Source organism: Sphingomonas sp. KRR8 (assembly GCF_023559245.1).
GTDB lineage: Bacteria > Pseudomonadota > Alphaproteobacteria > Sphingomonadales > Sphingomonadaceae > Sphingomicrobium.
In genome coordinates this window covers 946,495-970,024 of record NZ_CP097462.1, presented here as the reverse complement: position 1 = coordinate 970,024, position 23,530 = coordinate 946,495, and the positions used below count along the sequence as shown (strand labels likewise).

Genomic DNA, 23,530 nt, shown 5'->3' with positions numbered 1-23,530 from the left:
TCGACTCCGGGAAAAAATTGACGTTGGTCAAAGCCCGGAACGGCATCCGAGCCTTCCGGTTATTTGGGGTGCGGAGCGGCTGCGCCCGTGCCCATTACCATCAGCATGCAATCGGAGGATACGATGCCACGTGTCTTTGATACTCTCTGCGCGGCGGTCGCGCTGAGCCTGGGAAGTCTGTCCATTGTGTCTTGTGCAAAGAGCGACAAGGCCGAGGCAGCCGAGCGTCCCACACCTGCTCCACGACAGGCTGCCCAGCCAATCCACGATCGCGCGGTGGAGCGATCAAACGCAGCCGTTCGCGTCTTGGCGGCGACGCAGATGGCGCGAACAGCCTTGGCCAGAAAAGACGTCGCAACCGCGAGGATTAACATTGTTTCGGCCCTTGATGAACTCGTCCGAACCGGCGGTGTCCCACTTGTCCCAATCTTTTCCGAAGTTTCACAAGAAAGCTTCATCGGGGCTTTGGAGGACGCCAGGAAGGAAGACGCGACGAAGAGTCGGACGGCGCCGGTCGCGGTTCGGGCGGTCGCCGGCGGCTACAGCGAGATCCTGCTCGACACCAGTGTTGCTCGCAAGCAGTTGACCGCCGCGAGAGACGCCCTCGGACGCGGCGATGTCCACGCAGCCGATGCCAGCCTTAAGACGTTGCAGCAAAGCATCGTGTTGGAGAGCTCCACGACGCGAATGCCGCTGGTCAAGGCTCGGCAGAATCTCTCGCTTGCAGCGATCGCTGCGGCGCAAGGCAACTGGCCCCAAGTGAAAGCAGAGCTGCAGGCTGCGTCCCGGGCCCTCACCGACTATGGCAAACTCGCACCCGCAGCCGACATGGCGGACGTGCGCGTGCTCGAACAGCAGATTGCAACCTACGCGAATAATGCCGCAAGTCAGCATGGCGATGCTGCAGCACGCATCAACGGGTGGTGGGTGCAAGCTGCTCAGCTTTCTGAGCGGCGTGGCTGAGGGCAGAGACCGCAAGAACTCTCCCGCCTCTGCGGCGATGGAGAGAGGGCATCGAAACGTTGGGCAAGTGTCTGGCCAATCACTGCTTGTCTGCTACGTTGCTGAGAGTGAGTGCCCGCGTTTGACCCACTCCTGGTTCTATCGATGACCTCAACGGAGCATTCTGCCGCCGACGCGGCCGAGAACGATTTCGACGAGCTTCGCGGGTTCCACCTCTTCGAAGGTGTTGAAGCGGGGCTCGCCGATTCGCTTATCGCCAATTGCACCTCGCTATGGTTCAAGCCCGGTGAACTCATCTTTGAGCAAGACAATCCACTGACCCGTTTGATGATTATCAGCCGTGGTTTGGTCGACCTCAGCCGGATTGAAGGCACTCGCGAATTCGGTGTTCTCTTGCTGGCCGCGCACGACCTGCTGCTGCCGGGAGCAGCCTTGTTCGACGAACCCTGCCTGTTGTCGGCGCGAGCGCTGACGAGAACGAAGATATGCGGATTTCCCGCGGACGTAATTCTCGGTGCGATGAGCCAGTCCGCGCGACTGTCGTTCAATCTCCTGTCCGTGACCTCGGGCCAGTGGCGCATGAGCGTTCGCAACACGCTGGACGCGAGTACGCGTACGGCGGCCCAGCGCGTGGGTGCATTTCTGCTGCGGCTTGCGGATCTTCAGCCGCACACCAGCCCGGCGTTCCTGCCTATTTCGAAGCGCCACCTTTCATCGCGGCTCGGCATCACCCCTGAAACATTGTCACGAGTGCTGCAGAACGTGGCCGAACATGGGTTGTATCTCCGGGGCCGGATGATCTTTGTCCGCGACCGGGAGCAGATAGAGCGCTTCTGTGGGCCCGATCCTTACATCGCCCGCGATGAACGTGAGTTGGGAGTGTTCGCGCTCTAGGCTTTGCTTCGGCGTACGGGCTTGGGGGACTTGGCAAGCGCCGCCGCAAACAGCGCAGCGAAGGCGCCAAGGTAAACCGTTCCGGCAAGCACCCACATCATCACTCCGCCAACCGCCTGATCCGACAAGGCCTCTCCGCCGGCGCCGTAGCTCAGGTAAAGCGGATGTCCGGCCAGCGTGATGATGGCGGCAAGCAGCCCACCTTGGACGCTCATGCCGACCAAGATGAGGGCGGCTGCAGCGCGACTTAGCTGCCGTTCGCGGCGAAACAGGATGACGCGCCAGAAAGCGAGCTCGGTTATGAGAAAAACCAGGTGTTCGAGATCGTGCACGACTTCGTGGCGGCGAGCGTAATCGTAGATCGCGGGCAGGTGCCAGAACCAGAGCACGCCAATCGAACTCAGGCAGACGAACCATATGGTGGAACTGTGATCGGCGGCGAAACGCAGCCCGGGCGTTCGAGCAGTTGCGCGGCCTACCTGGCGTCGGAGTGGCACCGGAAAGGCGCGCAGCAGGACGAGATGGGCCTGGGAAGCGGCGAGCATGGGGGGCGCAACGACCAGCAAGGCGAGGTGCTGCGCCATGTGTGCCGAAAAATGCTTGTCGGCGAGTTCGTCGAACGGTGGCAAGAGGACCATCCCGAGTACCACCAGCGCACCAACGAACAGGCCCGCCCGCCAAGGCTCGACCGGCTTGTTTCCCCTCCTGCGCATCGGCATCCCTCGCCAGCCCACAACGAAGGCAGCCAGAAGGCCAATGAGCAGCGTGACAATGATGAGATTATTGAGGCTGACGCCTTGATGGCCTGCCTCATTGCCGTGCGCAGCGAGCGAAGACGAGCAGAGAATAAGCGCTGCTGCTGACCAGCACCACTTCACAGCCAATACCCTGGAGCGCAGCGCTGCAGGATGAGCAAGGCGCCAAATTCGGCCAGAATGGCGAATAGAAAGATTCCGCTCACGATGGCGGCGGACAGGGCGCTGAAACGGGTCCGGCCTTCGCCCACGTCCAGCAGGTGGTGGCCACCGCCGCGTCCTTCGTGGCGCGTTTTGCGCCACGAGCGGAGCGCCAGCATCATGCCGCAAATGGCTGCCGCGATGCAGACGACGTTGAGCAGCAGCAGGAGCAGCCACAGGCTCGGCACCACTTCCGGCATTCGGCCATCATCGGCTCGGGCGCACGCATTGGCCGAGAAGAGGTAAGAGCCGAGCAACTGCACCAACCAAGCTCCTGGCGCGAGAAGCAGCGCTCCCAACAGTCGCAGGGTGGAAACGCGATCCCGCTCCGGCGCCGGGTGCCCGGAGGGCTGTGGCTGTGGCGTCGTTCCGGTCATGGCTGTTGCGGGACGATGTAGATGGTCAGGAATACGACGAGCCATACGACATCCACGAAGTGCCAGTACATGCGGCCCAGCGCGAGGTGTAGGCCGCCGCGGGTAAGCCGCTGCTGCCAACCCCAAAAGGCGAGCACCAACAAGGCGAGGATGCCGGCGACCACGTGGGCGAGGTGAAAGCCGGTCAACGTGAAATAGATGCTGCTGTAGGCGCCGTCGGTGAAGCCAAACTCCTTGCGGCCCCATTCCTCCCACTGCACGATCACGAACACCGCCCCCATCAAGGCGGTCAGCAAGAGCACCGGCACCGTGGAGCGGTCGCGGCCGCTGCGGAACCGGCGGGCGCCCACCTCGAGCACCACGCTGCTGGCGAGTAGCAGGATAGTGTTCGGGAGGGCGAGCGAGAGCGGCGGCGCGCCACCAGGAGGCCAGGAGCCAGATGCCTGCACGCCGAGATAGGCATAGCTGAAGATCAGGTAAGCGAAGAGAATGCCTTCGGTGGAGATCAGGCAGAGCATTCCCCACCAGCCGGTCGACAACCGGCCGGGTCCATTTACGGGGAGTGTGTCCTTGGCGATGATTGCGTCAGGCATAGAGCCTCGGATGTTCGGGGTCGGCGAGGGGTTCGGGCGCAAACCACAAGATCAGCGTCACCAGAGCGGCTGCGAAACCGAGGCCTGCGATCAACCAAAGCTTGCTGAGTAATGCGAAGAACAGCACGCTGGTCGCCACGGCCAGGCAGAGGGGGAGAAGGCTGTCACCCGGCATGCGCAGGATCACGTTGGGCTCTGCATCCAGAGGCGTGGTTCCGATGGTTTCACGACCGTGATCGAGGAGATAGCCGGTGGTGAGTTGAGAGCGGTCCTCGACGTCCTCAAGCCGGTCTTCCCACAGTGGGTGACGACTGGCGATGATCGGGATGATGTCGAAATTTTGGGGCGGCGGCGGCGATGAGGTCGACCATTCCAGCGTCGGTGCGTCCCACGGGTTCGGACCGGCAACTTCGCCCACTGAAAGGCTCCGCACGAGATTATAGAGAAACAGGAGAATGCCCGACGCAAGCATGAAGGCGCCGATGGTGATCAGGAGGTTCCAGCCGCCTACGCCGAGATCGGCGGGGTAGGTGTAGATGCGGCGCGGCATCCCTTCCAGGCCGACGATGTGCATGGGGAAGAACGCAAGGTTGAAGCCGATGAACATGATCCAGAAGGCCCACCGGCCGAGCCGCTCGTCCATCATCCGGCCACTGAACTTCGGAAACCAGTAGACCAAGCCACCAAGCACCGGGAACAGGTTGATGCCGAGCAGCACGTAATGGAGGTGGGCAACGACAAAGTAGGTATCGGTAAGCTGCCAGTCGAGCGCGGCTGAGGCCGTCATGAAGCCAGAGACACCGCCGATCACGAACAACAGGATAAATCCGGCGAAATAGAGAAACGGCACCTTGAACACCGGCCGTCCGGTCCAGATCGTCGCAATCCAGGCGAACACAGCGATTGCGCTGGGAACGGCGATGATGATGCTGGCGGCGCTGAAGAATGAGATCGCCATGGTGGGCAGGCCAGTTGCGAACATATGGTGGACCCACACGCCGAAGCCGATCACCATGGTCGTGACGGTGGCCAAGGCTACCGCCGTATAGCCGACCAGCGGACGCCGGCAGAATACCGGCAGGGCGTCGGAGACGATACCCATCGAAGGCAGCACGAGCGCATAGACCCACGGGTGGCCAAACGACCAGAATAGGTGCTGCCACAGCAGTGGCTGCCCGCCGCCACGAACCGCGAAGAAGCTGGTTCCGAAGTTCCGATCCAGCCACAGCATGAAGCAGGCGAGGCTGAGCGCCGGCACGGCGAAGAGGTTCGCGACCGATGCCGTCATTGTGCCCCACACCAGGATCGGCATACGGTTGATCGACATGCCCGGCGCGCGCGTGCGCAGCAGTGTCACCACGAAATTGGCCGATCCAACCACGGTTGAAATGCCGAGGAAGATCAGCCCGAGCGCGAAGATGTCGATGTTGATGCCGGGATCATATTCGCTGCTGGTGTAGGGGACGTAATTGAACCAGCCGCCGTTTGGTGCCTGGCCGAGCGGCAGGCCGACGTAGAGAAATATGCCGCTGAAGAGGTAGAGCCAGTAGGACAGCGCATTCAGGCGCGGAAACGCCATGTCGCGCGAGCCGAGCATGAGCGGCCACAGATAGTTGCTGAAGCCGGAAAGCACTGGCAGGGCGTACAGGAAGATCATCGTCACGCCGTGCATCGAGAAGAGCTGATCGTACTGCTCGGGCGCGAGGAACTTCAGGTTGGGTTGCGCGAGCTGAATGCGGAGAGTCAGCGCCTCCACTCCGCCGAGCAGCAGGAATACAATCGAGGTTACCAGATAGCGGATGCCGATCTGCTTGTGATCGACGGTGGCGCACCAGCCGTACACACCGGGCGCAGTTTCCCATGTGCGGACGAGCTTTTCCTGTTCCGGTGCCGGTACGGGAACGGTGGCCATGATCAACGAGCCTCCAGGTACGGCACGAGTTTCGCCACATCAGCGTCACTCAGCGGCACGTTCGGCATGCGCGCGCCGGGCTTCACCTCCTGCGCATGACGTATCCAGTAAGCGAGATTGCGCGGCGTGTTCTGGATCATGCCGGCAGCCAGTGTGGTCCGGCTGCCCAGGTTGGTGAGATCGGGCCCATAAGCGCCGCCGGCCTCGGTGCCGCGCATCGCGTGACAAGCACCACAGTGCGCCGCGAAGATGGCTGCGCCCTGCGCACTGGCACTTCCCTGCTGAGGCGATCGGCCGGAAAGCTCCGCCGCTTGCCAGGAACGAAATCGGTCGATGGGCTCCGCAATGACCCTGAAGGACATCAGCGCATGTTCGATGCCGCAGTATTCCGCGCACTGTCCACGATAGATGCCCGGCTGCCGGGCTTCGACCCACATGGAGTTCGTCCTGCCAGGAATGACATCGGTCTTCCCAGCAAGCTTGGGGACCCAAAAGCTGTGGATCACGTCGGCGGACCGAAGTTCAAAGCGGACGGGAACACCGACCGGGATGTGGACTTCATTCGCTGTCGTGAAGTTGCCTTGCGCTTGTGACGGTCGGTAGTCGGCCTGCCACCACCATTGGTGCGCAACGATGCCAATCGTCAACGGTGCCGCGCCGCTGGCAGGCTGCGCCACCGCCTTGAGCGTCAGCAGCGTCCAAATAGCGGAAATCGCTAGCACCGCGCTCGAGATTCCGACTCCAACGTAAATCCAGCGCATGCCACCGGTATCGCGCCGAACCGCAAGCTCGCGCCCGTCGACTTCCGTTGACCCGCGCCAGATCGCCGCGACGAGCAGACCCGCGATGATCAGCACCACCACGACGGAGATGATCAGCATCCCCCAACCGAGCTGCGCAATGCGGCCACCGACCGGCGCTGTGGAGTCCAGATAGGATAAGGGCAAGGACGCGCACCCGGTCAGTGCGAGCGCAGGACAGGAAAGGATCCAACGGGCGCGGATCATGGGTGGCTCCCGCCGGCCCCACTCGACTTGCCCGATTGCTGTGATTGTGAGCCGCTGCCGGCCGCCGGCTTGTGGTTCCCGCCATTATCCGCGGGCGGTTCGCCTGACTCCGCAGCGCTGGCTTGGCCGGCCAGGTCCCCCTGTTGCCCGGCATGGTAGGCATCGGCCGGGAAACTTCCGCCCAGGCTCTCGATATAGCTGGTTAGCTGCCAGATGGAGTGAGAAGGCAGCGCGCGCCCCCAAGCCGGCATGCCCTGGGGACGGCCCTCAAAGATTGACTTGTAGATCTGGACGGGCGTGCCGCCGTAGCGCCAGTGCGTGTCGGTCAGGTCCGGACCCATGCCGCCCTTTGCGGTGTAGCCGTGGCAGCCGGCGCAGTTCATCTGCGCGAACAATCGCTTGCCCTCGTTCACTGCCGACGCGTCTTGCTTGAGTGGATTGGCAAGGCTGGCTGGGAGCGTGGTCTCAGCGCTGCCTGCCAAGTCCCCGAGTGGTACCAGTGCGGCGGCCCCTTCGGGCGGGAGCGGTGTGGTCGACTGCAGCGTGACGGAGCGTTCAGAGCCTGGCGCGCGAGTTTGCATGACCCACGCCGTGGCGCCTCCGGCGACAAGTGCGGCGACCACCGCTGCAGCAATCGTGCGACCCGACGGACTCATGATCAGTGCCGCCCTTTCTGGGTGACGTCAGCCTGGCTGGCGGCGGCGTTCGCCTCCGTCTCCAGCATTCCGGCACCGCTACCCGGTGACTGCCCGTCCAGTGAGAAAACGTAGAGCGCGCCGCCCCGAGCGGGGAAGCCCGGCGTGTCGGCTGAGACCATCGCGGCCCCACCCACGCCCGTGTAGATCGCGACGTATTGACGGCCGTCCGGACCAGTATAGGTCATCGGCTGGCCAATGATGCCCGACGACAGTTTTTGCGACCACAGCACCTTGCCAGTCCATGCGTCGACCGCCCGGAACCAGCCGTCGACGGTGCCGTAGAATAGAACGTCGCCGGCAGTCGACAACGTGCCGCTCATCACCATGAACTTTTCGGGAATTTCCCACAGCTTGCGCCCGCGCACCGGATCCCAGGCGATGAAGCCGCCCCAGTGCTTGCCGTCGGCTGGATAGCGCTTCATCTCCATGCCGTCGTAGGGCGTGCCCGCAATGTACGAGACCACATGGTCGGTCAGGTCCATGCAGATGTTGAAGATGCCCGTGTAAACTAGCCCGGTGTGCGGGTTGAACGCCGACGGCTGCCAATCCTTGGTGCCGATGTCGGGCGGGCATACCCGCTTCAGCGTCTGGCCTGGTTTGGGCTCCATCTCGGGTTTGACGATGGGCCGTCCGGTGCGGAGGTCCACGCCATTGGACCAGTTCTGATAAGCATATTGATCAGCAACCAGCACCTGGCCCGAGCGACGGTCGATCGTGTACGCAAAGCCATTGCGATCGAAGTGGACAAGAACGTCTCGGCGTTGTCCCTGCCATGGAATGTTGAGCAGCATGTGCTCGTTGACGCCGTCATAGTCCCACTCGTCGTGCGGCGTATATTGATAGGCCCACTTGGCCATGCCGCTGTTGGCGTCACGGGCGAATACGGCGCTGGTCCAAAGATTATCACCGGGGCGTTGAGATGGAACGCGGGGCCCCGGATTGCTGGTGCCGTAATAGAGCAGATTCGTCTTGGGATCGTAGGATACGAACCCCCAGGTCGCCGCAGCGCCGGTCTTCCACATGCCGGCCGGCCACGTGCGCACGCCCAAGTCCTTGCCCCGCATCCAGGAGTAAAAAGGCTGAAAGTCGGAGCCCAATCGCGCTTGCTGATCATTGCCGATTCCGTAGGCGCGCCACAGCTCCTTTCCGCTGTTGAGATCAAGCGCGGCGAGCCAGCCGCTGACACCCATTTCGCCGCCCGAATTGCCGACGAATACTTTGTTGCCGGCCACGAAGGCGGCCATCGTCATGGTCACGCCATGCTCGACGTTGGCCATCTTGGTGCGCCATAGTTCCTTGCCGGTATTGGCATCGACCGCCACCGTATGCGCATCGAGCAGGTTGAAGATCAGCTTGCCGTCGGCATAGGCCCAGCCGCGCAGCACCGCATCGCAGCAAGCCTTGCCGATCGCGATCGGCGAGGTCTTCGCATCATAGCTCCACTTGATCGGCGCGCCGGGTTTGGAAAGGTCCAGCGCATAGGCAACATTGGGGTAGGGCGACACGACGTACATCGTGTTGCCCACGACCAGCGGTGCCCCTTCGTGTCCGTAGAGCGTGCCGTCCGAGAAGCTCCAGGCGACCTTCAGGCGTGCGACATTGCTTCGGTTGATCTGCGCGAGCGGACTATAGCGAGTATTCGCGTAATCGCGCGCGGGCGATCGCCACTCACCGGCAGGGTCGTTGGGGGCGTAATCGGCGGCTGCGCCTGTGATCGAACGCAGCTGTTGCTGGACCGGCCTTCCGGTCGCCCCGGTATAGATGTTGTACGCGGCATAAGCGGCCACGGCCGGGAATATCAGGGCAATCGCAGCGCTTCCAGCGATACGCCCACGGCTCAGCCCTGAATGCCTTTTCAAACTTGTCTTCATCAACGCACCGTCCTTTGGCGCGCCACCCCGATGTCCGAGCTAAACCAGCAACCGCGGCTTTAATACCCGCAGGAAACCAGAATTGACCACGCGCAAGTTCTGGCTGTAAGCCACTGTAACAACATCCTTTTAGATGCCTGTGGTAGGTCGGGCGGTCGCCCCTGAACTTAGAGCTTGATCGTCAGCAGCGCACCGGCGAGCAGCGCGTTCCGCTGATACCGTGTCGCCCCTGGGCGAATGACATATTGCACGTCGGGCATCACATCGACCTGCTTGTTCAAAACCACGTCATAGCGCGCTTCAATCAATGCTTCGTGCGACTGTACGCCGTTGGCGTCGAACAACAGGGGCTCGCCCAAGCTTTCCTCGATGCGCTCCGTCCGCACCGCGGGCGAGCTGACCTTCGCATAGGCAAACAGCAGCCCCGCAGTGTCCTTAGGCCTGCTGGCGACCAGACCTTGATCGGCCAAGCCCACGAAGCCGAAGCTGGAAATCTCCGAATTCGCCGGACGCGAGTGGACGTACCCGCCCATGATAATCAGGCCGTTCTGGTCCCCCTCACCGTGACGGGCAAGCATCTGGTCGGCGAGCACATATGCCGAGTAGCGACCGTGGCGTTTCGCGGGCTGGCGACCACTCAGAGCAAACGCAGCGCCTGTCGCGTCTTGGAAATTGTCCTTGTACGAGGACGTGTCGTAGCCAACGCCAATTTTGTAATGGCCCGGCAGACGGCCTCCACGCAACGTCGGTTCCCAGCCGATTTCGACCGGAAGATAGGTGCCGGTGGTCCCTGACCAGCCCCAATTCAAACCCCAAGGCCCGCCAGCTTGCGGCCGCACCTGATAGGCCCCCGCCTGCGCATAGACGGACTTGCCAGGAGAGAATTTTGCCCGCGCTCCCCAGGTTGAGTTCGGAAACGTCGAGAAGCCCTGCTTGGCCGCGAGCGCATGGGGGTAGCCACACAGAGCGGTGTTCATGAAGCCGCAGTAAAGCGGTGAGGAGGCGAACGCCTCGCCCACGGGCAAGCGGCCGGCGGCGAGATCCCATCGGCCGCCATCGAGCTTGTCCTCGAAATAGGCTTGCACCAGATGGATGGGCTTGTGGAAGGTGCCACCGTAGACGGCCTGGCTCTGCAGCACATTATCGCCAATCAGTCGTTTGCTGGCGTCGAAGCCAGTCCGGTTCACTAGCGTGACGTGACTGGTCAGGCCGTCCAGCTGCGCGATCTTGCCCCAGTCGATTGCCAGGTCCAGCTCGACCTGCTGCGCCGACAATAGGCCCGCGCGCTTGCCGCCAGCGACCAGCCCGACTGGCTCAACGGTGATCTTCAGTGAAGGGTCAACGGCAGGGGCCTGCTGATTTGTGCCGTTCGCGTTACTAGCGAATGCTGGCGACGCGACGCAGGTGGACACGGAAGAGAGCGCGACCAGCCAGCTGCGAAAGAGGTGCATAGTTGGATCCACCTTTCAGACTGGCCGCAACCACTCACGGCAAATCCGCGCTCCAGAAATTGACGGCGATCAAGCAAGGCTCGCAAGGGCCGGACGGAATTCCACATCGCCATGAGAATTCCAAATGGCATCGCGTGCGCGGCCTGCATGGATTTCCGAAGATTGTTCTGGAAGCTGTTGGCAGAGGTCGCGCGAGCTCAGGCTATACCGTAGGCTGGCGTGAGCCTGTGGCTGCGGCGAGTGCCATTCTCCGCGCAGCACCCGGTTTGCGAAGCGATTGTGCTGGGTTACGGCGACGAGACAGTTCCTGAGTACATGTCGGCCTACCAATCAACCATCGTGGACCGAAGGGTTCTTAAAGCCGCCGGCTTGGACCTCCCGAGCACTGTTGCCGACGACGAGGCATCATTCAGAGCGGCAGCTGAACAGGTCTTCCCGATGCGGGGCGAGCATTGCTCGCAAAAGGGGTCGCTTTGCTCAGGGCGGCAGCCGATCTCACGCCGGCCAGAGTGCGATCACAGGGCCTAGCGAAGCTTCCCCACCTGCCGGTCTGCAAACAACTCTCTGCCTTGGGCAGAAACTCAACATCTCCATAGAGGGAATCTTCGCGGGCGAGGCCGTCAATAGGTCGCATCTGCTCATCGACAGCGTAGATGAACCACCGGCTGCTTTGACCGCCTTTGAGCCAAAATCAGACGGTCTGCTTTCGGCCAAGATGAGCGGTTAAGTGCGCCTGGCTCTGAACGGCTGCGAGGGTGGCAAGCGAACCCTCGATCCACGGCGCGATCAAGTTGTTGCTGGCGTGTAATTCGCTTGCAAGTGTGGGAGAAAGCCGCCCTATTCATGTGCCCTGGGGGGACGGAATGGACGCGCAGCGCGGAGGTCAATCGCAATCGCAATCGCAATCGCGAACGGTGGCTTTACCCCCGCTTGGCCGACGAGCGCTCACGCTTTTTCGGATCATCTGGTTTGCAAGCTTCGCGCTTGCCCTCGTCGCGCTAGCCGTCGGTCAATACCGCGACTACCGTATGCACGAGGTGCGGCCATTCTCCCGCCTAGGCCTCGGCTGGTACACGGACAACGGTGAGCTGCGCCTCAGTGATCCGCTAACAAAGGAAGCGCAACGGGCCGGCATAGTGCGAGGCCTCAGGATCGTCGCTGTTGACGGTCGCAACGTTTCGTCACTGCTCAGTGATCGAGCAGTTCTCGAGAGCCACCTCGTTGGCCCTGAGAACCAGACCGTGGTACTAACCACACGATCGCCGCAGGGCACCTTGCGCGATCATCGGCTCACAAGGACTGCCCGGAACCTCGACGAAGCGTTTGTCGGAACAGGCATGACCTCCAATCAGGAGCTGACCCTCGAGACCGCGCTCCGCGCATCGCTGGACCTCTTGATGTTGGCCGGTGGTGTGCTGCTTTTTCGCGCCGCACGATCAAGCACGCTTGCTGCTCTGCTGGCGATTGGCCTGGTTTTGCTCGTCGCTACGGGGCCCGAGACTTGGCAATTTTGGCTGACGGGGAGCTCGACCCTGCTTCACGACAGCCTTGCCACTGCAGGAGCGCTCGCACTCTTCACCGGACTGTTCGTCTTCCCGGATGGTGAGTTCCGCCCTCGTTGGACCTTGTGGGCAGCAGGCGTTTCAGCATGCCTGATTGTTGCTGACACCCTTCTGCCGGAAGTCTTCGGCAGGCTCATGAACCTGTTTGACCTCGCGATTATTTTAGCCATCGCTGCGGCGGCTGTGCAGCGTTACAACCAACTGCCCGACGGGCGGGCGCGCCAGCAGATTCGCTGGGCGGTACTTGGTTTTATCTGGTCAATTCCACCTCTGGCGTTGGCCAGCTTGCTGGCCGTGCTTTCGAGCGACCGGTCGCGCACCGACGCCACTGCCGTACTTCTTGAGCTCTGCCGCATCTTTCTCGACTCGGCCGGCTTCGGCTGCATCTTGCTGGGGGTGATTGTATCCGTGTTGCGCTACCGGCTCTACGACGTGGATGCACTGCTCAGCCGATCGGCAGCTTATGGCGTTCTAACCATTATCTTTTTGGGCCTCTTCGCCGGGCTTGAGCATGGGCTCGAGATTAGCGGAGAGCATTGGTTTGGCGGTTCTACGGGAGTAGCTGGCGGTGTCGCTGCAGGCTTGGCGGCCGTCATCGTCGTGCCGATGCACAATCGGGTTCACGGCTGGGCAGAGCGCCGCTTCCAACGGCGGCTGACCCAGCTAGGACGAGACCTCAAGGAGCATGCCGACGACTGGCGTGACAGCTCATCACTCGAAATGGTGGCAGACAACATGGTTACGCTGGTGCTGACAGCGGTCCGTGCCAGCTACGGCGCCATACTCGCGGACGAGCGCCTGTTGGCTGCTCGGGGAGTGAACGCCGAGGAGGTGACGGGATGGACGGTTGGACGCGTGCTGACGAGCAACGGTGCGAGACTGGATTGCGATAGGTCCGATCCGCTATTTCCCATGCGCGTCGGGCTCTCGTCCGGAGATGGCTGTGCGCGCTGGCTCCTGCTTGGTCCGCGTCCTGACGGTAGTTTTTACGGGACTGACGAGCAGGATAGCCTGCGCGAAGCGGCACCCTTGCTTGGCCGAGTTCTCACGAGCGTCAGCGTTCGTAGTAGCGAAAAGGTGACCCTGGAGGAACGGCTCCGGACCATCGAAAGTGCGGTCAACAGACTCGCGAAGCTCGCAGGCGCATGAGATCAGGCCAAGCCAAGCGTCGGTTTGAACGTCCGTTCCGGGTCGGAAGCGGACATGGACCGGTGCTCGCAGAGGCGCATCTGTTTTCGGGCGATGTCATAATTACAACTCGTCTTGAGGTACCGAAACCAAGCTTACCAAGAAGGTGAAGGGCAGGAAGAGAACTGCCATGACCTCAAATATCAAGTCGAATGACCAAGCGTCATTCATTCGTCCTTTGTCGATGCCAGTCGCTTCGACGATGAAGGCTGCAAGCACCAGCAATCCCGGGACCGCCAAGGCACAGCAAACCACGGCGGTCGCTCTGCTAATTTCCGTTAGGCGCCTGCCCAAGGTGCGGCTCAGCAGGAATGTAACGCCAAGCACGGCGGCGAAGGTTAGCCCCAACTCCATAGCGCCGTGTAACTGCAGAGCTTTGGCGTTGCATCCTGCAGCGCCGCGCAGTGTGGATGTCCGCAATGGGTCGTATGCGGTCATCCGCAAGTCAGTGGAACGAACGACGAGACTTGCTGCCTATCGCCTAAAAGCGGACCGTCCGCCTAAGGCCAAGAACGAACATCAGGAGGGCCGCAATTTTGGTGAGCCGTAAGGTGGGGCGAAGGGCCGCGCCGCCGTGCCCTGAGAGGAAGATCCTCGCTCACCACCGGGCGAGCTGGGCGTGAGCCCGGAGCCAATCCAGAAAGAGGCGACCGCATCGGTACTCAAGTGGCCGCGATGGCCTTCATGACCCCGTGCGAGTTCTTTCTTCGGGCGTTGGTTCGTGTAGGCAAGCGCGATGAAGGCGATCCAAGATCCGCGACACGCGCTCACGGCCGGGCTGGCCGCGATCAGGCTGCAGTATCAGGTGCCCGACGGCTTCCCGACCGAGGTCCTCGCCGCCGCCGCCGAAGCTGCTAGGCGAGCCCCAAACGCGCATCGGGACCGCACGAGCGAGGCGTTCGTCACGCTCGACCCGGCAACCTCGACCGACCTCGACCAAGCGTTTGCGATCGAGGCCGCGGGCGATGACCTCATCCTTTACTACGCGATCGCTGACGTCTCCTGGTTCGTCGACGATGGCGGGGTCATCGACGTCGAGGCGTGGCGGAGGGGGACGACGCTGTACCTCCCCGATGGCAAGGCGGGGCTTTACCCGCCCGCGCTGAGCGAAGCTGCCGCCAGCCTGCTCCCCGACGGGCCGCGCCCGGCGGTCGTGTTCGCGGTGCGGATCGACCCCGCGGGCAAGGCGAGCCTCGACAGCGCCGAGCGTGCTCTGATCCGCAGCCGTGCCAAGCTTGCCTATGATGCGGTGAACGAGGCCGATCTTCCCGCCGGGTTCGCCGAACTGTCGCGGCGGATCGTGTCGGCCGAAGCAGCACGCGGGGCGTCGCGCGTCGACCCGCCTGAGCAGGAAGTCGCCGCCGCGGGCGAAGGCTGCTATACGCTTTCCTTCCGCCCGCGGTTCATGTCCGAGAGCCGTAACGCCGCTCTGTCGCTCGCGGCCAACCTTGCCATCGCCGATGCCTTGCTGGCGGCGCACGCCGGCCTGTTCCGTGTGATGGCCGAACCCGATGATCTTGCCGTCGGCCGCCTGCGCCAGACCGCCAAGGCGCTCCATCTCGACTGGCCCGCCACGACCAGCCTCAAGGAATATGAGCGGGCGCTCGACCCTGCCGATCATGCCGAGGCGGCAATGATGCTCGCAGTGCGCCGCGCGGGAGAGGGGGCATCGTATCAGCCCTATAACCCCGGCGAGATCCCGTGGCATTCGGCGATGGCGGCGACCTACGTTCATGCCACCGCCCCGCTGCGTCGCCTTGCCGATCGGTACGTAGTGATGGCCGCGCTCGCGGTGGCCAATGGCCAGCCGGTTTCCGACGACTTGAGGGCCGCCTTCGCGCGCCTGCCCAAAATCATGGCCCGCGCCGATGCCCAAAGCGCGGCGATCGAGCGCGCGGTGATCGACCTTGCCGAAGCGGTTACGTTGCAGGGGCGCGAGGGCGAAGCGTTCGACGCAGTGGTGACCGATGAGGATGAACGAGGGGCAAGAATCCAACTTGAAGCCGAGCCAATCGTCGCACGCGTAGTGGCGCACGCGGTCGAGCCCGGCACTCGGCTCCGCGTCCGCCTCGCCGCGGCCGACCCGGCGGCGCGCACGCTGACCTTCGAACGGCTCACCTGAGCCGCATCTTCGCGGCCGATGCTTGGCACCGAATTGAGCAAACGTCCGGAACGAGAAATGGCGCGCCCGATAGCAGTTAGTCCGCTTTCGGCCAGATCCTGCCGTTTTTTGGCCAGTATGACCTGGCTCACCGGAATGTCTGCAACGAGGAAAGCGGACACCGACTGTTCAGCTGCCTTTCCGACATTCACGGGACCGCGCGACGCCACCTCTTATTGACAGGTTGAACGGCTGCGAGTTTCCTGGCTGAAAGAAGGGAAGCTGATGGCAATCTTCATCCTGGCTTTGGCGGCCGCCGCGACCCCACCATCCCCTAGTGCAATCAGACTTGGACGCCTCTTGGCCGAGCATGGAATGCTCGCGTCGATATTGCCTCTGGTGAAGGCTAAAGAAATCGACGAGCTTGTAGCAGAAGACCCGCACCTTTCAGTTGGGGAGCAGGTTCGGCTGAGGGCGACAGCAGAGCGGGTATACCGCCGTGGTTATGAGCGCCTGATGGCTGCGACCGGCGAGGCCTATGCGCGGCAGCTGAGTATGGCTGACCTGAAAGCGCTGGTGCGCTTCAATTCGTCGCCCGTGGCGACGAGATACCGGTCGGTCACGCCAACGGTGATCCAGGCCACCATGAAGAGCGTTGGACAACTCGACTTCAAGGGTGATGTCCGCAAAGCCTTCTGCGCCGAGGTGCATCGGCTTTGCGCCAAGTAAGGTCTTGAGACGGTTTCGCGTCGTTACCGTCGAGGATGGTGTCAGGCCCCAATCACCTGCTCAGACGTCACCTCTACGGTTCAGGACCGCTTTTCGTTCAATCACGCACCTTAAGTTCGAATAACATTTTTTGAACAACCTTTGTTATGTGTGAAATTAATGATAGCCTTCTGCTGGGCAGCACACCCAGCAACAGGAGGATCTTATGTATTCTTTCCTGCGTCTAACGTGCGTGGCGGCCGTTGCCGCATCCGGACTCGCGATTACGAGAGCATCGGCCTCGCCTCCATCGAATTGGTCGGGGCAACTCCTCGTCGCAGCACATTTCAAGGAGACAGCGCTTATCAATAGCGAGCGGATCAAGTTTCAGACCAAAGACCCAACTGACACCTATGAGGTGAAGCTGACTTGGGGAGCCACCGGCAATTCCGGCTGGCACCATCACCCAGGCATGGTCATTGTCCAAGTTGCGTCAGGCTTGGTCGACGTCACCCGGGTGATAAACGGAAGATGCGAAACCAAGCAGTACGGTGTTGGATCGCCAAATGGCTCGACATTCACCGAGGGCGATACAATGCATGTCGGTACCAGCGCAGCAGGCGCCGTTGCTTACGCAACAGCCGTGATCGAAGCAGGGGCCCCCAACCGGATTGACGACGCTCCTCCGGCCTGTGCGTCGGACTTCGGCGTTCGAAAGGTCAAATAGCTTTGGCTCTAAAGTAAGGCACGACGGAATAAGGTCGTAATTGGACGACCAATTTCGTCGATCTCACATGGCTCGTGCTGCCCATCACGCCGCAGACCATATTTCGGTCTCATCTTCTGGCAATACCAAGAGTAACGGCGGCATTTCGGTCTGCTCTGTCTTGCAGCGCTGAATAGAGCGGCAATAAATTGCCAGATGGGCGTTGCCCTTGGCAGGCATCGAGGCCAGCGTCTCACATCCACGGTTTTCGCGTAGAGGAAGGGGCGGCTTGCGCCGCCCCTTTTCTCACTGTCCACTAACCGCCATTGAGATCGCGATTGCAGGACCGACCGGAAGCCCAGCCATCTGATCCTTGGCTCGTTGGATGGCTCGCGCTACCTGATCGTCCGTGCTGTGCACGGCGAAATCGGTGCATTCAGCCGTTCCGTTGTTGCCATTCAGATCGAAGCAGAGTGAGTCTGCGGTCCTCCAAATCCGACCCTGAAGTTGCTTCTGGTCGTTCCGATAAGCGAGGTTGAGATCCGCGTAGCTAACCCGGCGTTCCAGGTCACGATCGACCCGCGGAGCCGTTACGACAGCTTCGCGGGGCGGCCTTGCGAAAGCATGGGTCGCGCTGGCGGTAAGACCAATACCGATGAATCCTGCAGCGAAGACGCACGCAATGTTCCGAGCTTCCATGTTGTCCTCCTGTCGCCACGAGCATCCCTGCCCGTGACAAAGGAGATGACAGGTCAGAACGGCATCCTCATCGTCGTTTCGATCTTCCGCGACGAACTTTACTTCAAGCCGTCCACTTTCGCCGAAGTGTGCTGAGCCTTCGCCTAATTTGCGCAGAATTGTCGAATCACCCGTCCAAGTGACATTCGGCGACATATCGCCGCAAATCACCGTTCAGCCGCGCAATTCGGCGACAACATTAGCGAGGAACGAGAGAGACACCCGCCAACTTCTAAACTGGGCATCGTCCATGTTCGCGCCATGGTGCGCATTTCACTTCGATTGAATCTCCGGGTTCGGTGGGAGCGAACGCACGCAGCTTCGCTGAACGACCGTCCGGAAAATTGGCCTGGCGCCCAGAAGCGGACGGCCTGCTTCCGGCCAGTTCCGGACTTCAGCCGCGCCTGAACGAACGTCGGCTTTGGAGCAGCAGAGATCCGGACCTGAATGCCTGAGTGTGGGTCTTCGCAGACGCGAGACTTTGCTCAACTAGCGTCCGAGCCTTACCCTCCCTTGCCTGAGAGCCGTCCTGCGGCTTACCGTCAGATGAAGATGGGACTCTCCAAATTCAGTACAATCGGCAAGAGCTTTTTCAGTTGGAAAGCTGGGCCTTCCTCTCGGTCGTGCGGTACTGCGCCCTCGAGGCAATCGCGACCCTGTTCCAGCTATTGATCGTGACAATAGCCATTGTGAGCCAACCTATTTCACTCTCGTCGAAGTGAGACTTCAAGTCAGCAAAGGCACCAGCCGAGGCGCGGGTGGTGGCAATCAGCGTCACTTCATCCACCCACCTCAGCAGGACGCGTTCGCGCTCCTCGAATCGATCGGACTCTTCCCACGCATCGAGTGAAGTCAGCCTAATCGGGGACTCGCCGTCCTGCAGTGCTTCATGAGTGTGCATGGCGATGCAGTAAGCGCAACCATTGATCTGGGAGGCCCGCAGCTTGAGCAAATGTAGAAGCTTAGGTTCGATGTGCGGGGCAATTATACTCTCGAGCTGAGCAAGCTTCCGATATGCGTCCGGCGCAATGCGCGAAAGGTCCATGCGCGGCGGTTCAAGAGTCACAAAGCATCTCCACATGCGAGCAGGCTCAAACCTACTTCACCAGCCGACTTCCGGTCTGAAATCGAAGATCCGCACGTCTTCGTACAGGTCAGCTTGGAAGTAGGGACTGTCTCTCATGAACTGGTCGGCAGCGGCGCGGTCGTCGAGCTCGACCAGCAACATCATACCTACGCGATCCCCAGCATCGTTGAGTAACTCGCCCGCCGTTCGGATCGCCACCAAGGGCTGACCGATGAAGTCGTTGGTTAGCTGCTGGATGTCCTGCGAGATTGCGCGGACCCCAGCTTTGAGCATTCCTGTCATGAGGAAGATCACGAGAGGAGCCCTTTTGATCTCGGAAGATCTCGTCTGGCTTCATCACTGAAGCGGAGCAGGAACTCCACGGCCGCATCGGCAACGTCCTTCCAACCATTATCGATTGTGAGTGAGTGTCCTCTTCCAGGTACCACGCGCAGTTCCGTGGGGCTCCGGTTGCGTCTCTGGTGTGAGTATTCGGCCTCTACGATGTTGGGCGGAACCACATGATCGTTTTCGCCGGCGAGCAGGAGTAAGGGTCCACGATCCGCTCTTGTCGGATCCAGCCGATCATCCGTCCAAGGATTGATGTTGGCGAACGCCGCCTCGAACAGAGGTCCGCCTGGAGCAGGAACAACGAATTCACCGTAGAGCTGCCGAGCTTCCGTTTCCTCAAGCGCGTTCGCGAACGAGTAACGGAACTGCTCGAACGTGAGCATCACGACATGGTGTCGGTTGGCGGGATTGCTGAGTACCGGAGAAGCGGATCGAAGCGCGGAGATCGGAAGCGGGAGGATACCTCGGAAAGCCGGAGGTGAGATCGCAACAGTTGCTGCGGATAGCCCACGATCGGCGAGCAGCTGGGCGATGAGGCCGCCGAACGAATGGCCGACCAGGAACGGCTTGCGGTCGAGCGCTCCGATGAGGTGCGCCAGATGGTTGACTACTTCTTCAAGGGTTTCGCTGGGTCGCCCTAGGTCGGCCCGTGCTGCCTCCGCCGTGATATCGTCTCCTGGCCATGCTGGCGCGTAGGTCTCGAACCCTGCGTCCTCGAAGACGCTAGCCCACCGGCTCCAACTAGAGGGCAGCAGCCACAAGCCGTGGATGAACAGAACTGGCTGGCGACCACTTCGATTGATCCGGTCGACGGACGGTTCCGCCTGCTGCCAAGGGGTTGCGGTGCTACTCACTGGCTTGCCGCCGAGCGCCAGTAGTTGTTGGCAGCAGCTATGGTTGCAAACTCGACCGCAATGACGTGACTCGCGGCGATGAGGCCGAATGGATCGTGGGCGTACTGTGCACGCCCATTCTGCAGAACTTCGAGTTCCCGCTGCATGGCGTGGACTGAATGGCGAGCAAGCATGATCGCAAGTGCTCGGCCCTCTTCCGGCCCCGGAGTGATCAGCGAATTGTTTGGAACGAGCGGCTTGTCGGGTACCTGGACCATGCTTTCCCCTTCAGAATTCGGCTGACAATTGCCGGTTCGTTTACTGGGGCACGGGCAATGATGTATGTCCCGGTCCTGCCTCGTCGTTGACCCAAATTGCTGAATTCGGATCAGCTGCTGCGATGGCCGGGGAGGTCGCTCCCAGGAGACCGGCATGGACCTTATTGGCCACGGCACTGAGAAGTATGGGCCTGAGGATGTGCTTGCCACGTCTGTTTCATGCAGTTGGACCGGTGTGGCGGCTGAACTCCGCCATCACCCTGCGTCCGAGCTGCCGCCGTTCGATCTCGTGCAGACGGAGATCGGGGTTGCAACGCGCTGCCACCCCGACGCCGTGGTCAGCCGCTGCGGTAATGGTGAAGTGCAATCCACTAGGGTCGCTCGAGGCACAGTCTGGACATGCCCAACTGGAGTTCGCGAGGAACAAATTCGGTTACACGAGTGGCATGAGTGCTTTCACATCTATCTCCCCGCGCACCGCTTCCGCGAGCTGTCTGAAGTTCGGGGCGGCGCCAGCGTTGATGCAGCGCACGTGCTTTACCTATCCGACGTTAGAGACACGCTAATCAGGCAGATCGCGTTTACCATGCTGGAGGAGCTTCAAGAGCCGACATCGGCAGGACGCGTGCTAGTTGAGTCACTCGCCGTTTCGCTCGTAGCCCGTTTGGCCCAGACTTGCACACCGGGGGCTGCCGCTCAGGTGCGATCCCTCCATCTCAGTCAAGCCTTGGATGACGACCGCTTCCGACGCGTTCTGGAATTCGTTGAGACGAACCTCGACAGCGACATCGGCGTAGACGATCTGGCTGCGGTTGCGTGCCTCAGCCCGTTCCATTTTATTCGCCTCTTCAAGAATCGCACTGGCGTTCCGCCGGGCCGGTACCTCAGCAAGCGGCGCCTTGCCCGAGCAAAGGACCTGCTTGCTTCAGGTCAGATGGCGCTCGCAGAAATCGCGTATGCATGCTGCTTCTCATCGCAATCGAGCTTCACTCGCGCATTCCGCAGAGCGACGGGGGAAAGCCCCGGTACATTCCGTCGGCGACAGTAGCATTGCGAGAGAACTCAATAGCCGTTTCCAGGAGTAAGCTAGAATTACCGGGGTAGGCTACTGACGGGGTCGCCTGATCGGCCGTCAAGCAAACAGTCTGATTGCAGCCACTTTAGGCTTCAAGACAGAAGTGAACGAACGTCCGCTTTCGGGCCGTCGCGAAGCGGTCGTGAGTGGCTGCAAATGGGTCTTCGCAGACACAACGCGATTGCGTCTCAGAGAATGCCCGCTTCCGAGCCGCGGCCTGAGGGCCGAGTTGGGCCCGGGGGCAAAAACGAGCCTGTTCTGGTGTCTTGGTGCGAGTACGGATACCTAAATCATTACCTAAGTGCAGCGACCAAAATCTTCGCTAAAGAACGATGGCCGCTAAACCGCTAACATTGCTAGGCAAAATGGTGGACGCACTAGGGCTCGAACCTAGGACCCGCTGATTAAGAGTTTGGGAATCAGGCTCTTGTGCTAGTTAGCGACAACTTATTCTAGCTTGTAGAATCACAGGAAATCAGCAGTTTATGCCGTTGCTTTTTTGTGGTGCTTTGTCTTAGCTGTAAGCTCCTTGCTAGAAATACGCTGAATTCTAGCGCCGGAGAACAGCATGGCGAAGATCACAAAGACCTTTGTGAACAAGGTTCAGCCGCCCGCTTCGGGCTATGCCGTCCATTGGGACGACAGCGTGAAAGGCTATGGCCTCCGCGTATCGTCACTGGGCAAGCGCGTCTTCATCGCGATGGGCCGGGTACAGGGCAAGCCGATCCAATTTACCCTTGGACCCTATGGCGTGCTCACCGAAGACGCCGCTCGGAAGAAGGCACAGAAGGTCTTGCAGGACATGCGCGAGGGGATCGACCCGCGCAATAGCAAGCGAGCCGACGAGGCGATGAAGGTCACGCTCCAGCAGGTGTGCGACGCGTATGTAGAGCGACCCGGCAAGCTCAAGGAGAGCAGCAAGGCGGAAATGAAGCGCCACGTCGAGAAGGTGTTCGCTTCGTGGAAGAACAAGCCAATCGTTGCGATCACCGAGGACGACGTTCGAAAGCGTCACCGCGAAATGGTAGAGAAGGGGCTGGACGGTAAGCGCGGCGCGCCAGCCAGCGCCAACGCCTCAATGGTGACGCTGCGCATCCTTTGCAATTTCGCTAGCCGCCAATACCGCCGCGCTGACGGCTCGCCGCTGCTGCTCCGTAATCCCGTGGAAGTGTTGAAAGATCACTGGGCAACGCTCGGGTCGCGGACGGAGCGCTACATCGACCGCCGCAAGGTCGGCGAGGTGTGGAACGCGCTACAAGCTGCTCGCGAGAACCCGAAGAACCGGGACGCACTCGCCGGTATAGATTTAGCCCTTTGGGCGCTGTTGACGGGTTGCCGTCGCGATGAGGGCGCAACTCTCCGGTGGGCGAACGTCAACATTGATGACCACGACCCCTCCAACTGCTGGTGGCGAATTACGGAGCGCAAGCGCGGCGAGGATTTGCAGATGCCTCTGTCCTCGCAAGCGGTCGCGCTGCTCAAGGCGCGACGCGCGGTAGTCGATGCGGACATTGCCGAGGGTAAGACAGTCAGCGAGTTCGTATTCCCCTCATGGTCCAAGGCTGGTCACATACGGGACGCTCGCGCCCCGATGGAAATGATTAGCAAGATCGTTGGGAAGCACCTGTCGCTCCACGACATGCGGCGCTCTTTCACGAACTACGCCATGCGCGAGTGTCTGATTGAGAAGTTCCGCACCGACCTACTGACCGGCCACAAGCCCGCGCAAGAGGACATCACCGCCCGCAACTACCTCGACCTGGCGCGTCTCGATTGGCTCCAACCGGAAGTCCAAAAGATAGGCGACTGGATCGAGCAGCAAGCGGCTATCGCCGCCAGCAAGAACGTCGTGCAACTCCATGCCGCTGGGGCCGCGTAGCCTCGCGTACAGCCCCGAGCCGGGGTTGCCGCCGGGGTAGGGGCGAAGGGGTAGCGATCGGGGCTGTAGCGGCCCCGTAGCGAGGGAGACCCCGCATCAGCGCGGGTGCCGCACCTTAGGGCCGTCAGTGGGTGCCACCCCTCCTACGCTTTTTTGAATCGAAGCGGGGTTTCTCCGGCGCCACCCCCGGCCCTACTATTTTTTGAACCCAGCGCCCCAGCGCATTTTATCCGAGCGCGGCTCAATTTTTCTGCTAAGCTAGGGCAATCACGCTCCATCCAGCGCGGGGCGTGTCATATCGAGTTCGGCCTCCGAACCGTTTA

24 protein-coding genes are annotated in these 23,530 nt (G+C 61.3%); 9 read left to right on the top strand and 15 right to left on the bottom strand.

Translation table 11 applies throughout. From position 1 onward, the window contains the following. Positions 1-87 precede the first annotated feature (87 nt). Positions 88-963: a YfdX family protein gene (locus M8312_RS04880; RefSeq protein WP_250119259.1), complete on the top strand. Its 876-nt coding sequence runs from the start codon at positions 88-90 to the stop codon at positions 961-963. A 144-nt stretch (positions 964-1,107) separates the two neighbouring features. Then, complete coding sequence (locus tag M8312_RS04875; protein ID WP_250119258.1) at positions 1,108-1,857, top strand: helix-turn-helix domain-containing protein; 750 nt, start codon at positions 1,108-1,110, stop codon at positions 1,855-1,857. On the opposite strand, the gene M8312_RS04870 is transcribed toward M8312_RS04875, so the two are convergent. The 8 genes from M8312_RS04870 to M8312_RS04835 form a co-directional block, all read right to left on the bottom strand. Next, positions 1,854-2,570, bottom strand: coding sequence for a cytochrome c oxidase assembly protein (locus M8312_RS04870; protein ID WP_250119257.1), 717 nt, complete (start codon positions 2,568-2,570; stop codon positions 1,854-1,856). The two genes, M8312_RS04875 and M8312_RS04870, sit on opposite strands and share 4 nt — an antisense overlap. Before the next feature lie 161 nt (positions 2,571-2,731). Then, on the bottom strand, positions 2,732-3,076 hold the full coding sequence (locus tag M8312_RS04865; protein WP_250119256.1) for a hypothetical protein: 345 nt from the start codon (positions 3,074-3,076) through the stop codon (positions 2,732-2,734). Positions 3,077-3,186: 110 nt separating this feature from the next. Continuing rightward, a complete protein-coding gene (locus M8312_RS04860) occupies positions 3,187-3,783 on the bottom strand; it encodes a cytochrome c oxidase subunit 3 (RefSeq protein ID WP_250119255.1) in 597 nt (198 codons plus the stop codon). Further along, the gene (ctaD, locus tag M8312_RS04855; RefSeq protein WP_250119254.1) at positions 3,776-5,695 is read right to left on the bottom strand and encodes a cytochrome c oxidase subunit I; all 1,920 of its coding nucleotides are present in this window, start codon (positions 5,693-5,695) and stop codon (positions 3,776-3,778) included. The genes M8312_RS04860 and ctaD overlap by 8 nt, the downstream gene beginning before the upstream one ends. Positions 5,696-5,697: 2 nt before the next feature. Next, complete coding sequence (coxB, locus tag M8312_RS04850; RefSeq protein WP_284070201.1) at positions 5,698-6,702, bottom strand: cytochrome c oxidase subunit II; 1,005 nt, start codon at positions 6,700-6,702, stop codon at positions 5,698-5,700. Next, a complete protein-coding gene (locus M8312_RS04845) occupies positions 6,699-7,358 on the bottom strand; it encodes a c-type cytochrome (RefSeq protein WP_250119252.1) in 660 nt (219 codons plus the stop codon). The genes coxB and M8312_RS04845 overlap by 4 nt, the downstream gene beginning before the upstream one ends. 2 nt (positions 7,359-7,360) lie before the next feature. Beyond that, entirely contained in the window at positions 7,361-9,187 is a 1,827-nt protein-coding gene (locus M8312_RS04840) for a PQQ-dependent dehydrogenase, methanol/ethanol family (RefSeq protein ID WP_250119251.1), read from the bottom strand. A gap of 251 nt (positions 9,188-9,438) precedes the next feature. Continuing rightward, positions 9,439-10,545 carry a carbohydrate porin gene (locus M8312_RS04835; protein WP_250119250.1) on the bottom strand — a complete coding sequence of 369 codons (1,107 nt, stop codon included), beginning with the start codon at positions 10,543-10,545 and terminating at the stop codon, positions 9,439-9,441. A 1,040-nt stretch (positions 10,546-11,585) separates the two neighbouring features. On the opposite strand from M8312_RS04835, the gene M8312_RS04830 reads away from it, so the two are divergent. After that, positions 11,586-13,433 (top strand): S41 family peptidase, encoded by a 1,848-nt coding sequence (locus tag M8312_RS04830; protein ID WP_250119249.1) that lies wholly within the window; start codon positions 11,586-11,588, stop codon positions 13,431-13,433. 102 nt (positions 13,434-13,535) lie between these two features. Here the strand turns inward: M8312_RS04830 and M8312_RS04825 are convergent, their stop codons facing one another. Beyond that, the gene (locus M8312_RS04825) at positions 13,536-13,910 is read right to left on the bottom strand and encodes a hypothetical protein (RefSeq protein WP_250119248.1); all 375 of its coding nucleotides are present in this window, start codon (positions 13,908-13,910) and stop codon (positions 13,536-13,538) included. A 298-nt stretch (positions 13,911-14,208) separates the two neighbouring features. On the opposite strand from M8312_RS04825, the gene M8312_RS04820 reads away from it, so the two are divergent. From M8312_RS04820 to M8312_RS04810, 3 genes are all read left to right on the top strand, one after another. Then, positions 14,209-15,594 carry an RNB domain-containing ribonuclease gene (locus tag M8312_RS04820; RefSeq protein WP_250119247.1) on the top strand — a complete coding sequence of 462 codons (1,386 nt, stop codon included), beginning with the start codon at positions 14,209-14,211 and terminating at the stop codon, positions 15,592-15,594. Between the two features lie 264 nt (positions 15,595-15,858). Beyond that, positions 15,859-16,302, top strand: a complete 444-nt coding sequence (locus M8312_RS04815; RefSeq protein WP_250119246.1) for a DUF2059 domain-containing protein — start codon at positions 15,859-15,861, stop codon at positions 16,300-16,302. A 205-nt stretch (positions 16,303-16,507) separates the two neighbouring features. Next, entirely contained in the window at positions 16,508-17,008 is a 501-nt protein-coding gene (locus M8312_RS04810) for a hypothetical protein (RefSeq protein WP_250119245.1), read from the top strand. 285 nt (positions 17,009-17,293) lie between these two features. Here M8312_RS04810 and M8312_RS14500 read toward each other — a convergent pair whose 3' ends face one another. After that, positions 17,294-17,554 (bottom strand): UrcA family protein, encoded by a 261-nt coding sequence (locus M8312_RS14500; protein WP_502957450.1) that lies wholly within the window; start codon positions 17,552-17,554, stop codon positions 17,294-17,296. Here M8312_RS14500 and M8312_RS04805 point away from each other — a divergent pair. Continuing rightward, the gene (locus M8312_RS04805; RefSeq protein ID WP_250119244.1) at positions 17,495-17,821 is read left to right on the top strand and encodes a hypothetical protein; all 327 of its coding nucleotides are present in this window, start codon (positions 17,495-17,497) and stop codon (positions 17,819-17,821) included. The two genes, M8312_RS14500 and M8312_RS04805, sit on opposite strands and share 60 nt — an antisense overlap. Positions 17,822-18,317: 496 nt before the next feature. Here the strand turns inward: M8312_RS04805 and M8312_RS04800 are convergent, their stop codons facing one another. The 5 genes from M8312_RS04800 to M8312_RS04780 form a co-directional block, all read right to left on the bottom strand. Further along, positions 18,318-18,770 carry a carboxymuconolactone decarboxylase family protein gene (locus tag M8312_RS04800; protein ID WP_250119243.1) on the bottom strand — a complete coding sequence of 151 codons (453 nt, stop codon included), beginning with the start codon at positions 18,768-18,770 and terminating at the stop codon, positions 18,318-18,320. Between the two features lie 57 nt (positions 18,771-18,827). Continuing rightward, positions 18,828-19,106 carry a YciI family protein gene (locus M8312_RS04795; protein WP_250119242.1) on the bottom strand — a complete coding sequence of 93 codons (279 nt, stop codon included), beginning with the start codon at positions 19,104-19,106 and terminating at the stop codon, positions 18,828-18,830. After that, complete coding sequence (locus M8312_RS04790) at positions 19,103-19,996, bottom strand: alpha/beta hydrolase (protein ID WP_250119241.1); 894 nt, start codon at positions 19,994-19,996, stop codon at positions 19,103-19,105. The genes M8312_RS04795 and M8312_RS04790 overlap by 4 nt, the downstream gene beginning before the upstream one ends. Then, positions 19,993-20,253 carry a hexameric tyrosine-coordinated heme protein gene (locus M8312_RS04785; protein WP_250119240.1) on the bottom strand — a complete coding sequence of 87 codons (261 nt, stop codon included), beginning with the start codon at positions 20,251-20,253 and terminating at the stop codon, positions 19,993-19,995. Before M8312_RS04785 ends, M8312_RS04790 begins: the two co-directional genes overlap by 4 nt. A gap of 637 nt (positions 20,254-20,890) precedes the next feature. Continuing rightward, positions 20,891-21,088 carry a hypothetical protein gene (locus M8312_RS04780; RefSeq protein ID WP_250119239.1) on the bottom strand — a complete coding sequence of 66 codons (198 nt, stop codon included), beginning with the start codon at positions 21,086-21,088 and terminating at the stop codon, positions 20,891-20,893. On the opposite strand from M8312_RS04780, the gene M8312_RS14495 reads away from it, so the two are divergent. Beyond that, entirely contained in the window at positions 21,008-21,301 is a 294-nt protein-coding gene (locus M8312_RS14495) for a helix-turn-helix domain-containing protein (protein ID WP_502957449.1), read from the top strand. The genes M8312_RS04780 and M8312_RS14495 overlap by 81 nt on opposite strands. A 595-nt stretch (positions 21,302-21,896) precedes the next feature. Then, complete coding sequence (locus M8312_RS04775; RefSeq protein ID WP_250119238.1) at positions 21,897-23,207, top strand: tyrosine-type recombinase/integrase; 1,311 nt, start codon at positions 21,897-21,899, stop codon at positions 23,205-23,207. Positions 23,208-23,530: the final 323 nt, after the last annotated feature.

What these genes read in the sequence shown, in the direction of transcription:
- M8312_RS04875 (WP_250119258.1), top strand. Translation starts at nt 1,108, where the DNA reads ATGACCTCAACGGAGCATTCTGCCGCCGACGCGGCCGAGAACGATTTC.
- M8312_RS04785 (WP_250119240.1), bottom strand. Translation starts at nt 20,253, where the DNA reads ATGGTCCAGGTACCCGACAAGCCGCTCGTTCCAAACAATTCGCTGATC.
- M8312_RS04820 (WP_250119247.1), top strand. Translation starts at nt 14,209, where the DNA reads ATGAAGGCGATCCAAGATCCGCGACACGCGCTCACGGCCGGGCTGGCC.
- coxB (WP_284070201.1), bottom strand. Translation starts at nt 6,702, where the DNA reads ATGATCCGCGCCCGTTGGATCCTTTCCTGTCCTGCGCTCGCACTGACC.
- M8312_RS04860 (WP_250119255.1), bottom strand. Translation starts at nt 3,783, where the DNA reads ATGCCTGACGCAATCATCGCCAAGGACACACTCCCCGTAAATGGACCC.
- M8312_RS04775 (WP_250119238.1), top strand. Translation starts at nt 21,897, where the DNA reads ATGGCGAAGATCACAAAGACCTTTGTGAACAAGGTTCAGCCGCCCGCT.
- M8312_RS04815 (WP_250119246.1), top strand. Translation starts at nt 15,859, where the DNA reads ATGGCAATCTTCATCCTGGCTTTGGCGGCCGCCGCGACCCCACCATCC.
- M8312_RS04825 (WP_250119248.1), bottom strand. Translation starts at nt 13,910, where the DNA reads ATGACCGCATACGACCCATTGCGGACATCCACACTGCGCGGCGCTGCA.
- M8312_RS04845 (WP_250119252.1), bottom strand. Translation starts at nt 7,358, where the DNA reads ATGAGTCCGTCGGGTCGCACGATTGCTGCAGCGGTGGTCGCCGCACTT.
- M8312_RS04810 (WP_250119245.1), top strand. Translation starts at nt 16,508, where the DNA reads ATGTATTCTTTCCTGCGTCTAACGTGCGTGGCGGCCGTTGCCGCATCC.
- M8312_RS04780 (WP_250119239.1), bottom strand. Translation starts at nt 21,088, where the DNA reads ATGGAACGGGCTGAGGCACGCAACCGCAGCCAGATCGTCTACGCCGAT.
- M8312_RS04870 (WP_250119257.1), bottom strand. Translation starts at nt 2,570, where the DNA reads ATGCGCAGGAGGGGAAACAAGCCGGTCGAGCCTTGGCGGGCGGGCCTG.
- M8312_RS04800 (WP_250119243.1), bottom strand. Translation starts at nt 18,770, where the DNA reads ATGGACCTTTCGCGCATTGCGCCGGACGCATATCGGAAGCTTGCTCAG.
- M8312_RS04830 (WP_250119249.1), top strand. Translation starts at nt 11,586, where the DNA reads ATGGACGCGCAGCGCGGAGGTCAATCGCAATCGCAATCGCAATCGCGA.
- ctaD (WP_250119254.1), bottom strand. Translation starts at nt 5,695, where the DNA reads ATGGCCACCGTTCCCGTACCGGCACCGGAACAGGAAAAGCTCGTCCGC.